The following is a 13,984-nucleotide window of genomic DNA, read 5'->3' as shown; positions in this document are numbered from 1 at the left end:
ATTATTTATGAGCGAACTGATCCAACATCCTGACAGCATCGAATGGCGCTTTGAACGACAAATCCTGCGCGTGGAACCCTGGGGTGAACACAGCCTGCGCGTGCGCGCCACCTGCGCCCCGGCGTTCACCGATAATCTGCATGCCCTGCTGCCACGAAACGACGCTGGTGAAAGTGAGATCACCGCCAGCGCGGAAACCCTGACGCTGCGCAACGGTAATATCATCGCGGTGCTGAACCTGAAGGGTCAGCTGGCCTTTTACAACCAGCGCGGCGAGCTGCTGCTGGAAGAGATGTGGCGGCAGCGCTCCACCGTCGGCATTGGCGCCAGCGAGAAAAGCCAGGATAAATACGTCAGCGCCCTGAAGCTGGACGGTCGGGAATTCAAACCGCTGCCCGGCGGCAAATATCAGCTCACCGTGCGCTTTGAATCGCGCAATGACGAAAAAATCTACGGCATGGGCCAGTACCAACAGCCGTGGCTGGATCTGAAAGGCTGCGTGCTGGAGCTGGCTCAGCGTAACTCCCAGGCCAGCGTGCCGTTCATGCAGTCGAGCCTCGGCTACGGCCTGCTGTGGAATAATCCGGCCATCGGCGAGGCGAGCTTTGCGAAAAACCACACCGAATGGCAGGCGCGGGTCACGCAGGAGATGGATTACTGGATCACCGCCGCCGACAACACCGTACAACTGACCCGCCAGTACGCGAAAGCCACCGGCACCCCGCCGCCCGCCCCGGCGTTCACCAGCGGCCTGTGGCAGTGCAAACTGCGCTACCGCACCCAGCAGGAAGTGCTGGAGGTAGCCCGTGAATATCGTCGTCGCCATCTGCCGCTGTCGGTGATGGTTATCGACTTTTTCCACTGGCCAAATCAGGGTACCTGGTGCTTCGATCCTGTGGACTGGCCCGATCCGGCGGCGATGGCCGCGGAACTGAAATCGCTGGGCATCGAACTGATGGTGTCGGTCTGGCCGACGGTGGAAGCGCGCAGCCCCCTGTTCCCGGTGATGAAAGCCAAAGGCTGGCTGGTGACCAGCGATCGCGGTGTACAGGTGAATCTCGATTTTATGGGCAACACCACCTTCTTTGATGCCACCCACCCACAGGCGCGGGAATTTGTCTGGGAGACGGTGAAGAAAAATTACTACGATCTGGGGATCAAGCTGTTCTGGCTGGACGAAGCCGAGCCGGAATACCGCGCCTATGACTTCGATAACTACCGCTACCACGCCGGGCCGGTGCTGGAATTCGGCAACCAGTATCCGCGCGATTTTGCGCAGGGCTTTTATGATGGGCTGGTAGCTAACGGCGAAACGGAGATTGTAAATCTGGTGCGCTGTTCCTGGGCGGGCAGCCAGCGTTTTGGCGTGCTGGCCTGGTCCGGTGATGTACACTCGTCCTTCCACGCCTTCCGCAATCAGCTGGCCGCCGGGCTGAATATGGGGCTGGCGGGTATTCCCTGGTGGACCACCGACATCGGCGGTTTCCAGGGCGGCAACGTGAACGATCCGGCGTTCCATGAACTGCTGATCCGCTGGTTCCAGTGGGCAGTCTTCTGTCCGGTACTGCGTATGCACGGCTATCGCGAGCCGCAGATCCAGCCGCCGGAAAGCTACCGCAACGGCATCCCGCAGTGTAACAGCGGCTCGCCGAACGAGCTGTGGAGCTACGGCGAGGAGAATTTCACCATTATGCAGCACTGGCTGTCGGTGCGTGAAACGCTGCGTCCGTATGTCGATGCGCTGTTTGACAACGCCCACCAGCATGGCGATCCGCTGATGCGCCCGCTGTTCTGGCATTATCCTGATGAACCGCAAAGCTGGCAGGTGGAAGATCAGTATCTGTTTGGCGAGGATCTGCTGGTGGCGCCGGTGATGCATGCCGGTCAGCGCCAGCGTGATGTCTGGTTGCCGGGCGTCCACGGCTGGGTGGCGCTTAACGGCGAGCGTTATCAGGGGCAGCAGCAGATCACCGTGGATGCGGCCCTTGAAACCATTCCGGTATTCGTACGGGAAAACAGCCCGCTGGTGGATTTGCTGGTACAAGGTTGAAAATCATCTGAACCAAAAAACGCCTGTTTCTTCACGCGGATGCGCGTAAAGTAAGCAGGCTAACTTTTCTGGTCAGGATGCCGCCATGTTCGATACCACGCTGTTTATCTTACTCGCCCTCGCCGCGCTGGGGTTTGCCAGCCACAACACCACCGTGGCGATCTCCATTCTGGTGCTGATTATCGTGCGGGTGACGCCGCTCAACGCCTTTTTTCCGTGGATCGAAAAACAGGGGCTGACCATCGGCATCATCATCCTGACCATCGGCGTGATGGCCCCCATTGCCAGCGGCAGCCTGCCGCCTTCCACCCTGTTGCACTCCTTCGCCAACTGGAAATCCCTGATCGCTATTGCGGTTGGCGTTTTTGTCTCCTGGCTTGGCGGGCGTGGCGTCACGCTGATGAGCTCGCAGCCGTCGCTGGTGGCCGGATTACTGGTCGGTACGGTGCTCGGCGTGGCGCTGTTCCGTGGGGTGCCCGTCGGCCCGCTGATCGCCGCAGGCCTGGTGTCGCTGTTAATTGGACGGCAGTAATCGTCGCCGCTGCCAGCGTTTCACCGACTGCTCCAGCAGGCTGCACATCAGGTAATAAACCAGGCCGGTAAAGATAAAGAGCGCCGCCGGATAGACCTGTACGCGGCTGTTTACCTGGCCTGCGACGGTGGTCAGTTCCGGTACATTGACGATAAACGCCAGCGAGGTATCTTTCAGCAGGGCGATGAGCAGGCCGACATAAGACGGCAGCGCATTGCGCAGTGCCTGCGGCAGCAGTACCCAGCGCAACAGTTGCAGACTGCTGAATCCCCCGGCGACAGCCGCCTCATATTGCCCTTTCGGCAGCGCGCCCAGGGCGGCGAGGGTCGAATACATCACCGAGGCCGAGGTGAACCATGCCAGCGCCAGCGTGACGGTCACCGCCCCCGGCAGATCAGCACCGGTCAACGCGGGCAGTAAAAACCACAGCCAGAAAATGACGAAGATCAGCGGAATGCCGCGGATCAGCTCAGCCCAGACAAAGAGCGCCCTGCGCGGCCAGCCTTTAAAACGCCAGGCGCAACAGGCAAGCAGTATGCCGCCGGGAAAGGCCAGCGCCGCCGCCCCCAGCGTCATCAGCACCGACAGCAGCACGCCGCCCGGCTCGCCCTGCGCGGTACGTCCGAGCAGCAGATAATCGAGATTGTCGGTAATGACCGTAATACTGGCGATCATTGTGTTTTCTCCTTACGCGCCCGCCACCAGACAGGTGCATTAAGCAGCAGACTCATCACCAGGCCAAGCAGCAAATAGAGCGCGCTGCCGATGGCGAACGCCTCCAGCGCATGGGCGTTGTAGCTTTCGATCTGCCGCGTCTGATAGGTCAGTTCCGCAAAGCCAATACCGGTCGCCAGCGAGGAGAGTTTCATCAGATTGAGATACTGGCCGACCACCGGCTGCCAGGCATTTTTCAGCCCCTGCGGCAGCAGGATCCAGCGGAACAGCGCCAGCGGACTAAAACCCTGGGCGGTGGCCGCTTCCACCTGGCCGCGCGGCACGGCATGCAGCCCGGACTGGATCTCCTCCACCAGAAAGGCGGCGGTAAACAGCCCCAGCGCCCAGGCTGAGCTGAGAAACTCCGGCGTAAACCACCAGACGTCCCCCGGCAGCACCGAGAAGACGTGCTCGTCATTCACATACTGACGAAACGCCTGCGGCAGCAGATTCCAGGCAGCGAAATACCAGAACAGCAGTTGCACCAGCAGCGGCGTATTGCGGAACAGTGACACCCACACCGCCACCACGCCCCGCCCCACGCGCCCGCCGGTCAGACGCAACGCCAGCAACAGCACGGTCAATAAGGTCGCGAGCAGCATACCCGCCAGCGTTACCCACACCGTGGTCAGAAAACCGGAGAGGATCCACTGCGCCGGCTGGCCGGTCAGCACGCCGGCCCAGTCAGGATGAAAGTTCATCAGCCGTCCCTGTTTTCAGCATGTAACGGGTTGAGCACCTTTTGCAGAAACCGCTGCGCGCGGGGATGCTGCGGCGCGGTGAAAAACTGCGCCGGGGCCGCCTGCTCAAGGATTTCACCGTCATCAATAAAGATCACCCGGTCGGCGATTTCGCGGGCAAACTGCATTTCATGGGTGACGACGATCAGCGTGATGCCGCTGTGCGCCAGCGATTTCATTACCTGTAATACTTCGCCGATCATCTCCGGATCCAGCGCCGAGGTGGGCTCATCAAACAAAATAATGTGCGGGCTGGCCGCCAGCGTGCGGGCGATCGCCACCCGCTGTTGCTGCCCGCCGGAGAGCTGCGCCGGGAAATGATGGGCTTTATCCAGCAGACCGACGCGCTCCAGCAGGCTGAGGGCGATCTGCTGCGCATCCACTGCCGATTTACCATGCACGCGGGTCAGCGCCAGGGTGATGTTATCCAGCGCGCTGAGATGGGCGTAAAGATTGAATTGCTGGAACACGAATCCCACCTGGCGGCGGATCTGCCGCAGGGCGCGGCCTTTCAGCCCGCTGGTGGGGTTGCCGTCGATAAGGATCTCGCCGCTTGTCAGGGTTTCCAGCTGGTTGATCAGGCGAATGAGCGTTGATTTTCCCGAACCGGATGGCCCGCAGACGGCAAGCACTTCCCCGGCGCGCACCTGCAAATCAATATTCTTAAGCACCTGATGATCGCCGTAACGCTTGCTCACCTGACGGAATTCGACCGTGCCTTTTTGCACGGCAAACGCCTCCGTAGCCGACGCCACGGAGGTGGAAAATAAACCTGCAAACATAATTACTTCGCTTCTATTTTAAAGCTGCGCGGCTGCGGGGTTTTGGTTTGCGGGCCAAACCAGGCGTCGTAGATTTTCGCGGCCTCACCGTTCTGCTCAAGCTTCACCAGCTCGTCATTCACCGCCTTCAGCAGCGCGGTTTCGCCCTTGCTGACGCCAACGCCGATTTCTTCTTTCGACAGCAGATCCGGCAGGATTTTAAACTTCGCTTTGTCCGGCGCTTCCGCCAGCAGACCGGCAAGAATGGTGCTGTCCTGGGTGATCGCCTGCACATTGCCGTTACGCAGTGCGGTCAGCGCCAGCGGGATATCGTCATAGGCCAGCACGCGGGATTGCGGGAAACGCTGGTGCAGCGCCTGCTCGCCGGTGGTTCCCTTGACCGCGCCGATACGGGCTTTGCTGTAGGCATCCAGCGAATCTTTGCCGTCAGCGGGGACGAGGAATTGCTGTCCGGTCACAAAATAGGGCGTGGAGAAATCGATCACCTGCGCGCGCTCCGGCGTGATGGTGATGTCAGCGACAATCAGATCGACTTTCCCGGACTGCAACAGCGGAATACGGTTGGCGGGGTTGGTGGCCACCAGTTCCAGCTTCACGCCGAGGCTTTTAGCAAGCGCTTTGGCGAAATCCACATCGTAGCCCACGATGTCGTGGGTTTTTGCATCGATAGCGCCAAACGGCGGGTTAGCATCAAAAGTGGCGACTTTTACAACGCCCGCGGCTTTGATGTCGGCCAGTTTATCGGCATGCGCCGCAAAGGAGAACGTGGTCAGCAGCGCCAGCGTGGTCAGCGCGACGGTTTTTTTGGTCTGTGCGAAAATTGCCATGCTAATGGTGATCCGTTGTTATTGAAATTGCTGCTAAATTCACACAGCTCTCCCCGCACAGACAAATATCAAAAAGTGCATTACATATCGAAAAAAGTTATGAAAAACGCCTGCACGAAAGGATCCTCTTATAATTTCCTTTCCGGCAGCATAAACCCGGAATAACCACACCTTAAGAATGGTCTGACAAGCAGAAAATCATCGGCATGATGCGCTGCCAGATTTGGCGGGTGGACGTTCTGGGATTAGACTGACGCGGCTCAATAAGCCAGAAAACAGAGAATATAATGACTACCGCTATTTCACTTCGCACAAGGCAGGGATTGCTGCTGTTTACCGGGATCCTGTTGATTGCCACCACGTTACGCGTCACTTTCACCGGCGCGGCCCCGTTGCTGGGGGCTATTCGTGACGACTACGGCCTCACCACCGCGCAGACCGGCATGCTCACGACGCTGCCGCTGCTGGCCTTTGCGCTGGTGTCCCCGCTGGCGGCGGGCATCGCGCGCCGTCTGGGCATGGAGCGCAGTCTGCTGGTGGCGATGGTATTGATTTGCGCCGGTATCGCCGTGCGCTCCCTGCCCTCAGCGGCGCTGCTGTTTACCGGCACGGCGGTGATCGGCTGCGGCATTGCGCTGGGTAACGTGCTGCTGCCGGGGATCATCAAACGTGATTTCGCCGGTCAGGTGGCGAAAATGACCGGCGCCTATTCCCTGACCATGGGCGCGGCGGCGGCGCTCGGCTCGGCGCTGGTGGTACCCATTGCACTGCATGGTTTCGGCTGGCGCGGCGCACTGCTGGCGCTGATGGCGTTTCCGCTGCTCGCCCTTGCTCTGTGGTTGCCGCAGTTGCGCGCCACCGCGCCAGCCACACTCAGCAGCACGCCCGGCCTGCACGATCGCGGTATCTGGCGCTCGCGCCTTGCCTGGCAGGTCACGTTGTTCCTCGGCATTAACTCGCTGATTTATTATGTGATTATTGGCTGGCTGCCCGCGATTTTGATCAGCCACGGCTACAGCGAGGCGCAGGCGGGATCCCTGCATGGTCTGTTGCAACTGGCGACCGCCGCGCCGGGTATTCTGATCCCGCTGGTGCTGCATCGTCTGCGCGATCAACGCGGCATCGCCGCTATCGTCTCGCTGCTGTGCGCCTTCAGCGCCGTCGGGCTGTGGCTGTTCCCGGCGCAAGCGGTGCTGTGGACGGTGATCTTTGGTTTCGGATCCGGCGCAACCATGATCCTCGGCCTGACGTTTATCGGTCTGCGCGCCAGCTCGGCGCATCAGGCTGCGGCTTTATCCGGTATGGCGCAATCGGTAGGTTATCTGCTGGCCGCCTGCGGGCCGCCGCTGATGGGGAAAATTCATGATGCCAGCGGCGACTGGCATATTCCGCTGCTCGCCTGTGCGCTGCTAGCGGTGGCGATGGCGGTATTCGGCGCTTTTGCCGGACAGGATCGCGAGATCAACGCTGGCTGACCCCGCGACTATCAGGAAAGTTAGTTGCTGGCCGCGCGCAGCATGGCGTGCACCAGCGGCACCGGGCGTCCGGCCAGCGCGCCGCGTTCATGCTGGAACAGGGTGGCAACGAAGAACGGATGGCTGGTCAGCTCTACCGCGCGGATCTCGCCCTCTTCGTCCCAGCCGGTGACGCGAAAATCGCTGCTGCTGAGGGCATCGGCAAATTCGGGTGAGATCCCGAAGCGGCAATGATAGCCTTCCTCAATACTGTCGCGGCCATAGGCTTTGCCGATCAGCGTGTGCGGACGCAGTTCAATCACTCCGGTTTCCTCCACCAGCGAACACTGTAAGGCGGATATCACCATCCGGCCCTCGGTGTCGGTTTCCGCGTGCGCGGCATCTTCCCAGCCCAGCACATTACGCGCGTACTCGATCATCGCATGCTGAAAACCGCCGCAGGTGCCGAGGAACGGGATGCTGTTTTCGCGGGCGTAGCGAATGGCGATAAATGCGCCTTCAGGATTTTTATAGGGGCTGGCAGGCACCACCCAGATGGCATCGTAGCCAACCAAGTCCTCGGCGCTGGTGATGTCGGTCGTGGCCAGCCAGTCATAATCAGCAGTGATGTTTTGTACGGCGGCGGCATCATCAATCGCCAGTGGAATAGCCCGGTGGGCGATAACGTCCTGATTGTAATCACCGACGAGAGCGATACGCAGCGTTTCTTTGACAGGCAGGTGGTCCATGGGGGTTCCCTATGTTGTGCAATTTATGGGTAACATAAGGAACATCAGAATAATGATCTTTTATCGCTATCACAACACCTTAAAAGTGAGAGGTGCTATGTGCTTAATACATAACCCGGGCGTCGGCTTCCTGAGGCATGGCATCCGGCAGCAGCGGCATCAGGTGTTCGGCGCGGACAAAGGCGAAACCATGCTGGCCATCAAAGGTAAAGACATCGCCGATCACCAGCCACAGCGCGCGCGGCGCGTTATCTGGCATCTGCGTCATCACCCCGTTCACGGGGTTGAGAAAACGCTCACCCGGCTGGCAGAGGCCAAACAGCTCTACCGATTTACCAATATTACGACGACCGACGGGGGTCTGCGCGCCAATGATTAAGGCCTGGCTGCCCGGTTTTAACAAGTACATGCTGCTCTCGTGCTTCGTTAAAGATGTTTAAGATAAATCCTAAAACGAAGTTTACCCTGGCGAAGGCCGTTCTGTCACCCTCCCCTTAGGATGCCACCGGGCCGGGTTTTTCACGCTGATAATGAAAGTCTCATTTAACGCGCCGCAGTAATCCGTTATCGTATAAGAAAATACTGATTGCCATTCTGTTTATTGTCCGGCCAGCAGCGCCTTTCGGGAGAATCACGTGAGAAAAACCACCATTATTATGCTGATTATTGCTATTGCCGCCGTTGCCGGATCCCAGTTCGGCTGGTGGTGATCCCAGCCGTACGCTAAAAATAACTCTTTCCTGTAAAAATTCTTCCCCAGACTCAGCACCGTTCTGAGCAGGAGCGCCTTATGTTCACCGGCCTGAATAAAAATGAAACCAAACGACTGGCGGCCCTGGCGTTACTTAAGGAACAGGACAGCGCCCGTGATGCTGCGCTGGGCGAATTTGCCTGTCTCGCCAGTGAAATCATGGGCGTTGATGGCTGTTTTGTTACTATTTTTGATGATCAGCATCAGTACATTAAATTTGTGAAAAACAATCCGGCTATTCCGCTGAAAATGCCGATTGTTGATTCCATGTGCCAGCATTCAGTGAAAAGTTGCAATGCCATCATCTGTAACGATACGCGTCTTGACGAACGCTTTCGCGATCATGAACTTTCGCTGAACGGTCACGTTATTTTTTATGCCGCCGCGCCATTACAGACCAAAGAGGGTTTTGTGCTGGGCACGCTGTGCGTCAGCCATCCGACGCCGCTTGAACCTGATGCGCAGCAAACGGAAAATTTCCTGCGCATCGCTTCGCTGGCCTGCACCTATCTGGAAGCCTGGTACTCTTTAGGGCGTGTGGATGCGTTAACCGGCCTGCCCAACCGGCAGTTTTTACTGAAAGAGATGGAGCGTATTGGGCTGGAAACCGCCCATCGTCCCTCTACGCTGATCCTGTTTGACTGCATTGATATGCCACAGGCCTACGAGCTTTCACGCTATCTTGGGCTGAGCGCGGTGGAGAAAATGCTGCGCGGCTTCGGGCCACTGTTACGCCTGCGTTTAAAATTACCGGCCACCACGCCGTTATATGCTTTCGCGCCGGGACGCTTTGCGCTGTTAATAGACAGCGAATACGCAAAAACATTGATCAAAAAAGCGGAAAACCTGCCGGACATTGAGGCGAAAATTCGCGGCGACATCGACATTCGCCTGAAAATCTTCACCGGCTACGTGAATTTCCGGCCCGGCATTGAGGATCCGAAAGAGATATTGCGCCAGGCGATCAGCGCACTGCATGAAGCGATTCGCCAGCATATTCCTGTCCTGCCCTTTGACCGCGCGTTCGATGAGAAGCGCAACAGCGATTTTAAATTGCTTTACGATTTGAGCGAGGCCATCAAAGCGCCGGATCAGTTTTATCTGGTTTATCAGCCGAAAATATCCCTGCACACCGGTTTCACCGAAGGATGCGAGGCGCTGCTGCGCTGGCAGCATCCTGTGCTGGGCAATATTTCCCCTGCCACCATTGTGGCGCTGGCGGAGAAAACCACGCTGATGAACGATATTACCCATTGGGTGATCCGCACCGTGATCGCCCAGCTCAGTCGCTGGCGGGAGGCGGGCATTCTGCTTCCGGTATCCATCAACGTAACGGTCAGCGATTTTTCCTGCCCCGGTTTTGCCGATACGCTGGAGCAGCAGATCCTTGAGGCAGGCCTCGTGGCGCAGGATATTCGCATTGAATGCCTGGAAACAGAAAAAGTGCTGGAGAGCGAGCAGGCGCTCTGTGAACTGGATCGGCTGAAAATGAAGGGCTTTAAGATCCTGCTCGACGACTTTGGCGCAGGCTACAGTAATATCAGTTATTTACGCCGTATTCCCATTGATATTATCAAGCTCGACCGTTCGCTGATTAGCCAGCTGACCACCGATCCCGGCAGCCGCATTATCGCCCGTCACGTGATTATGATGCTCAAGGATCTGAATTATCTGGTGCTGGCTGAGGGTGTGGAAGATAAAGAGACCGCCATGCTGTTGCAGTCCTATGGCTGCGACGAAGCGCAGGGCTACTTTTTCTCGCGCCCGGTGCCGCCAGAGGCAATCCCCGCATGGCTCACCGAAGCCAGTCCTCTTGACGTGGCGTCGCTGCGCAACTCCCTGTAACGGGTTAAACAGGCGGCTTTTGGCTATTTTGCCGCCTGTCATAAATATGTCATAAAATTATATAGCTATTGCACATCAATCAATTAACGCCACTTTGCTGCTTTTTACCGCACTCCCGCCATTAAAGCCCGTCGCCGCCGGGTCGATACCTGTGTGCTCGTCATCCCGATGGCACCCTTGACCTCAGGAACTACAGATACAATGAAACTTAACCACCTTACTATCGGGCAGCGGCTCGGTTTACTGGCTGCGGTACTGCTGCTGGCGACGCTGTTTATCGGCAGCAGAGGATTAGTGATTAACGCCGACGGGCTGACGCAGAATCAGCACATTATGGCGACGGAAAAACGTGTGACGCAAAGTATCGATACGGCGCGAAATGCACAGGTACAGTTTAAAATTCAGGTTCAGGAGTGGAAAAATACGCTGCTGCGCGGCGGCCAGGGACAGGACAGCTTCAATAAATATAAAAATGCATTTGTTGCCCAGAGCCAGAAAACCCAGGCGCTGCTGACGGAACTGGCTACCCTGCTGCCGCAAATCGGGCTGGATACCGGGCTGGTGGAACGAACCCGCCAGCTGCATAGCGAGCTTGAGGCGCATTATCTCGCTGCGCTGACCCAGTACGATATTCAGGATCCTTCCAGTGCGCAGCGGGTGGATAAGCTGGTGTCCGGCATTGATCGGGAACCAACGCGCATGATCGACGAGACGGTAGCCGCCACGCTCAAACAGGCAGATCGCATCCGCCAGCAGACGCACGATCGCAACATGGCGCTGTATCAGCAAACGAAATATCTGTTGTTGCTGGCGATGGCCCTGACGCTGATAGCCGGTCTGATGATCACCTGGTGGCTGGTACGCAGCATTACCCGTCCGCTGGCGCAGGCCGTATCCGTGGCGCGCCGCGTGGCCGCCGGCGATTTGCAAACCACTATCGCCGTCAGCGGACGCGATGAAACCGCCCTTCTGATGCGCGCCCTGCGGGAGATGAACGATAACCTGACCGGTATCGTCAACGGCGTACGCAATGGCACCGAGACTATCGCCAGCGCCTCGAAGCAGATCGCCACCGGTAGCCTGGAGCTGTCGGCCCGCAATGAAGCGCAGGCCAGCGCGCTGGAGCAGACCGTGGCGTCGATGGAACAGCTGACTTCGGTGGTGAAAAACAACACCGAGAACTCGCGCATCGCCAGCACCCTGACCCGCGAAGCCTGCGTCACCGCAGGCCAGGGCGGTAACGTGGTGGAGAAAGTGGTGGATACCATGCGCGATATTAATCTGCTCGCCAGCGAGATCAGCAGCATTATCGGCGTGATTGACAGCATCGCCTTCCAGACGAACATTCTGGCGCTCAATGCGGCAGTGGAAGCGGCGCGGGCTGGCAATCAGGGGCGGGGTTTTGCGGTGGTGGCGAGCGAAGTGCGCGCCCTGGCGCAGCGCTCTGCTACTGCCGCCAGAGAGATCGGTGAGCTGATCGAACGCTCGGTAAACCGGATCAGCGACGGCAATAAACTGGTGAATAACGCCGGTAGCGCAATGCAGGAGATCGTGCGCAGCGTCGAGCGCGTTAGCCAACTGGTGGACACCATTTCAATTGCCAGCAATGAGCAGAGCGTGGGGATCGACCAGGTACATATCGCGATGACGCATATGGACACCGCCACGCAGCAGAACGCCACGCTGTCGCAGGAGTCTTCTGCCGCGGCGCACGCCATGCAGGATCAGGCGCACAGGCTGCTGGAGATGGTGCAGGTGTTCAAGCTGCGTGATAGCGCAGCATAATGGCAGGAACGGGCGCATCGCGCGCCCGTTTTTGCTTAGCGTTTGCTCAGCGCCAGCTTAGTGGCAAACAGAATAAACAGCGTGCCTGTGCTGCGATCCATCCAGCGGGAAACCTTTTCGCGCTTCAGGAAGCTCGCCAGCGGACGCGTTGCCAGGATCAGCGTTGTTGACCAGCTCATACCGATCATTACATGGATCGCCACCAGCCCGAAGGTCCAGGCAATCAGCGGCTGTCCGTGGGGAATAAACTGCGGCAGGAACGAGACGTAAAACACACCCATCTTCGGATTCAGCACATTCCCCAGCATCCCTTTCACAAACCAGTTTTGCGTGGTTTTGCCACTTTCGCTGACGGGTAAACCGCTACCCGGACGCAGCAACATAGAGATCCCCAGCCAGCAGAGATAGGCTGCGCCGCAATACTTAAGGATGTTGTACGCCAGTTCCGACACCGCAATCAGGGCGCCGAGGCCAAAGGCCACCATCGCTCCCCAGATAAAACAACCTACGTTAATACCCATAGCCGCGTTAAACGCCGCTCTTTTTCCCTCGACGGAGGCCGTGCGCAGAATTAGCGCCGTATCCAGACCGGGGGTCAGCGTCAGTAAAGTGGCGGCAAGACTGTACGCCAGCAGGGTGTCAAAAATGGTCACGTCTGTTCTCCGTTTTATGTAATTTCAGGCGCCGGTGATGATAACAGATAAGACGAATCTGACGCCTCTGAAGATTGATAGTCATCAAACTTGTCCGAAAATTCTTTTCCGACAAAAAATAAGACTATTTGACGAGGCAAAATCGTCAGTCCTCACTACACTCAGGGAAGTTGTTTTGGCCTTACTGTATTACCAACATCCACGTTGTCACGTGAAGGATGCGAAGATGAATATTTCCAGCAGAACTGCCGTTCTTCTTAATTTGCTTGCCGCTGCCGCACTGGTTATGACGCTCTCGTCAAAATACCACTGGTTCTGAGGCGCACACTGATATTTAAAAATAAACGCCCCGGCCCTGAGCCGGGGTGTTTGTTTTGTATTTAATCAGCCCCGGCAAGCCAGCGCCGCCGGGCATATTGTTATCACCGGAGATGTTTATGTGCGGAAGATTTGCCCAGGCACAGAGCCGGGAAGAGTACCTCGCCTTTCTGGTGGAGGAAACGGAGCGCGACATTGCCTTCGATCCACAACCTATAGGTCGTTATAACGTCGCGCCGGGAACAAAGGTTTTACTGATGAGCGAGCGCGACGAAAAGCTCTATCTCGATCCTGTGCTGTGGTCGTACGCGCCCGGCTGGTGGAGCAAAGCGCCGCTTATTAATGCCCGTGTCGAAACCGCCGCCACCAGCAGAATGTTTAAACCGCTCTGGCTGCATGGCCGGGCGATCTGCTTTGCGGACGGCTGGTTTGAATGGAAAAAAGAAGGCGATAAAAAACAGCCTTATTTTATTCATCGTGCTAATGGTCAGCCAATCTTTATGGCCGCCATCGGCAGCACGCCCTTTGAGCGCGGCGATGAAGCGGAAGGCTTTTTGATTGTCACCGCAGCGGCGGATAAAGGGCTGGTGGATATTCATGATCGTCGACCGCTGGTGTTAACGCCAGACGCAGCCAGGGAGTGGATGCGCCAGGATATTAGTGGTAGCGAAGCCAGTGATATTGCCGCTGATGGTGCGATACCGGCCGAGGAATTTATCTGGCATCCGGTCACCCGTGCGGTGGGCAATATCAGAAACCAGGGGGCGGAGTTAATTGAGCCTGT

14 protein-coding genes are annotated in these 13,984 nt (G+C 57.7%); 7 read left to right on the top strand and 7 right to left on the bottom strand.

The features are described from left to right. Nucleotides 1–7: 7 nt before the first annotated feature. Both QRD42_RS13255 and QRD42_RS13250 read left to right on the top strand, forming a co-directional pair. Nucleotides 8–2,050, top strand: coding sequence for a TIM-barrel domain-containing protein (locus QRD42_RS13255; protein WP_321987319.1), 2,043 nt, complete (start codon nucleotides 8–10; stop codon nucleotides 2,048–2,050). A gap of 85 nt (nucleotides 2,051–2,135) precedes the next feature. Beyond that, nucleotides 2,136–2,582: a DUF441 domain-containing protein gene (locus QRD42_RS13250; protein ID WP_072568217.1), complete on the top strand. Its 447-nt coding sequence runs from the start codon at nucleotides 2,136–2,138 to the stop codon at nucleotides 2,580–2,582. On the opposite strand, the gene QRD42_RS13245 is transcribed toward QRD42_RS13250, so the two are convergent. The 4 genes from QRD42_RS13245 to QRD42_RS13230 are packed head-to-tail and all read right to left on the bottom strand — an operon-like array spanning nucleotide 2,565 to nucleotide 5,645. Then, the gene (locus QRD42_RS13245) at nucleotides 2,565–3,257 is read right to left on the bottom strand and encodes an amino acid ABC transporter permease (protein WP_318364653.1); all 693 of its coding nucleotides are present in this window, start codon (nucleotides 3,255–3,257) and stop codon (nucleotides 2,565–2,567) included. The two genes, QRD42_RS13250 and QRD42_RS13245, sit on opposite strands and share 18 nt — an antisense overlap. Further along, complete coding sequence (locus QRD42_RS13240) at nucleotides 3,254–3,997, bottom strand: amino acid ABC transporter permease (protein WP_318364652.1); 744 nt, start codon at nucleotides 3,995–3,997, stop codon at nucleotides 3,254–3,256. Before QRD42_RS13240 ends, QRD42_RS13245 begins: the two co-directional genes overlap by 4 nt. Further along, the gene (locus QRD42_RS13235; RefSeq protein ID WP_318376817.1) at nucleotides 3,997–4,818 is read right to left on the bottom strand and encodes an amino acid ABC transporter ATP-binding protein; all 822 of its coding nucleotides are present in this window, start codon (nucleotides 4,816–4,818) and stop codon (nucleotides 3,997–3,999) included. The genes QRD42_RS13240 and QRD42_RS13235 overlap by 1 nt, the downstream gene beginning before the upstream one ends. A gap of 2 nt (nucleotides 4,819–4,820) precedes the next feature. Further along, nucleotides 4,821–5,645 (bottom strand): ABC transporter substrate-binding protein, encoded by an 825-nt coding sequence (locus QRD42_RS13230; protein ID WP_321987318.1) that lies wholly within the window; start codon nucleotides 5,643–5,645, stop codon nucleotides 4,821–4,823. Nucleotides 5,646–5,932: 287 nt separating this feature from the next. Between QRD42_RS13230 and QRD42_RS13225 the strand changes: the two genes are divergently transcribed. Next, nucleotides 5,933–7,120, top strand: coding sequence for a CynX/NimT family MFS transporter (locus QRD42_RS13225; protein WP_321987317.1), 1,188 nt, complete (start codon nucleotides 5,933–5,935; stop codon nucleotides 7,118–7,120). 20 nt (nucleotides 7,121–7,140) lie between these two features. On the opposite strand, the gene QRD42_RS13220 is transcribed toward QRD42_RS13225, so the two are convergent. Together QRD42_RS13220 and QRD42_RS13215 are read right to left on the bottom strand one after the other, a co-directional pair. Beyond that, nucleotides 7,141–7,848, bottom strand: coding sequence for a CTP synthase (locus tag QRD42_RS13220; protein WP_321987316.1), 708 nt, complete (start codon nucleotides 7,846–7,848; stop codon nucleotides 7,141–7,143). Between the two features lie 103 nt (nucleotides 7,849–7,951). Beyond that, a complete protein-coding gene (locus tag QRD42_RS13215; protein ID WP_318374013.1) occupies nucleotides 7,952–8,257 on the bottom strand; it encodes a hypothetical protein in 306 nt (101 codons plus the stop codon). 381 nt (nucleotides 8,258–8,638) lie between these two features. Between QRD42_RS13215 and QRD42_RS13210 the strand changes: the two genes are divergently transcribed. Then, on the top strand, nucleotides 8,639–10,444 hold the full coding sequence (locus QRD42_RS13210; protein WP_321987315.1) for a sensor domain-containing phosphodiesterase: 1,806 nt from the start codon (nucleotides 8,639–8,641) through the stop codon (nucleotides 10,442–10,444). 201 nt (nucleotides 10,445–10,645) lie between these two features. Then, nucleotides 10,646–12,229, top strand: coding sequence for a methyl-accepting chemotaxis protein (locus tag QRD42_RS13205; RefSeq protein WP_321987314.1), 1,584 nt, complete (start codon nucleotides 10,646–10,648; stop codon nucleotides 12,227–12,229). Between the two features lie 35 nt (nucleotides 12,230–12,264). Here QRD42_RS13205 and QRD42_RS13200 read toward each other — a convergent pair whose 3' ends face one another. Continuing rightward, nucleotides 12,265–12,882: a LysE family translocator gene (locus tag QRD42_RS13200; RefSeq protein ID WP_321987313.1), complete on the bottom strand. Its 618-nt coding sequence runs from the start codon at nucleotides 12,880–12,882 to the stop codon at nucleotides 12,265–12,267. A gap of 37 nt (nucleotides 12,883–12,919) precedes the next feature. On the opposite strand from QRD42_RS13200, the gene yncL reads away from it, so the two are divergent. After that, entirely contained in the window at nucleotides 12,920–13,201 is a 282-nt protein-coding gene (gene yncL / locus QRD42_RS19610; RefSeq protein WP_072568206.1) for a stress response membrane protein YncL, read from the top strand. 118 nt (nucleotides 13,202–13,319) lie between these two features. After that, a partial coding sequence (locus tag QRD42_RS13195; protein WP_321987312.1) for an SOS response-associated peptidase occupies nucleotides 13,320–13,984 on the top strand: 665 nt, incomplete at its 3' end.

This window comes from Enterobacter sp. PGRG2, from assembly GCF_030291195.1.
GTDB lineage: Bacteria > Pseudomonadota > Gammaproteobacteria > Enterobacterales > Enterobacteriaceae > Enterobacter_D.
Note: the sequence above shows the minus strand (reverse complement) of the source record. Positions and strands in the feature narration are given on the sequence as shown.

Coding starts and splice junctions, on each gene's coding strand:
- QRD42_RS13230 (WP_321987318.1), bottom strand. CDS start 5,645: ATGGCAATTTTCGCACAGACCAAAAAAACCGTCGCGCTGACCACGCTG.
- QRD42_RS13250 (WP_072568217.1), top strand. CDS start 2,136: ATGTTCGATACCACGCTGTTTATCTTACTCGCCCTCGCCGCGCTGGGG.
- QRD42_RS13235 (WP_318376817.1), bottom strand. CDS start 4,818: ATGTTTGCAGGTTTATTTTCCACCTCCGTGGCGTCGGCTACGGAGGCG.
- QRD42_RS13210 (WP_321987315.1), top strand. CDS start 8,639: ATGTTCACCGGCCTGAATAAAAATGAAACCAAACGACTGGCGGCCCTG.
- QRD42_RS13205 (WP_321987314.1), top strand. CDS start 10,646: ATGAAACTTAACCACCTTACTATCGGGCAGCGGCTCGGTTTACTGGCT.
- QRD42_RS13255 (WP_321987319.1), top strand. CDS start 8: ATGAGCGAACTGATCCAACATCCTGACAGCATCGAATGGCGCTTTGAA.
- QRD42_RS13225 (WP_321987317.1), top strand. CDS start 5,933: ATGACTACCGCTATTTCACTTCGCACAAGGCAGGGATTGCTGCTGTTT.
- yncL (WP_072568206.1), top strand. CDS start 12,920: ATGATAACAGATAAGACGAATCTGACGCCTCTGAAGATTGATAGTCAT.
- QRD42_RS13240 (WP_318364652.1), bottom strand. CDS start 3,997: ATGAACTTTCATCCTGACTGGGCCGGCGTGCTGACCGGCCAGCCGGCG.
- QRD42_RS13220 (WP_321987316.1), bottom strand. CDS start 7,848: ATGGACCACCTGCCTGTCAAAGAAACGCTGCGTATCGCTCTCGTCGGT.
- QRD42_RS13215 (WP_318374013.1), bottom strand. CDS start 8,257: ATGTACTTGTTAAAACCGGGCAGCCAGGCCTTAATCATTGGCGCGCAG.
- QRD42_RS13245 (WP_318364653.1), bottom strand. CDS start 3,257: ATGATCGCCAGTATTACGGTCATTACCGACAATCTCGATTATCTGCTG.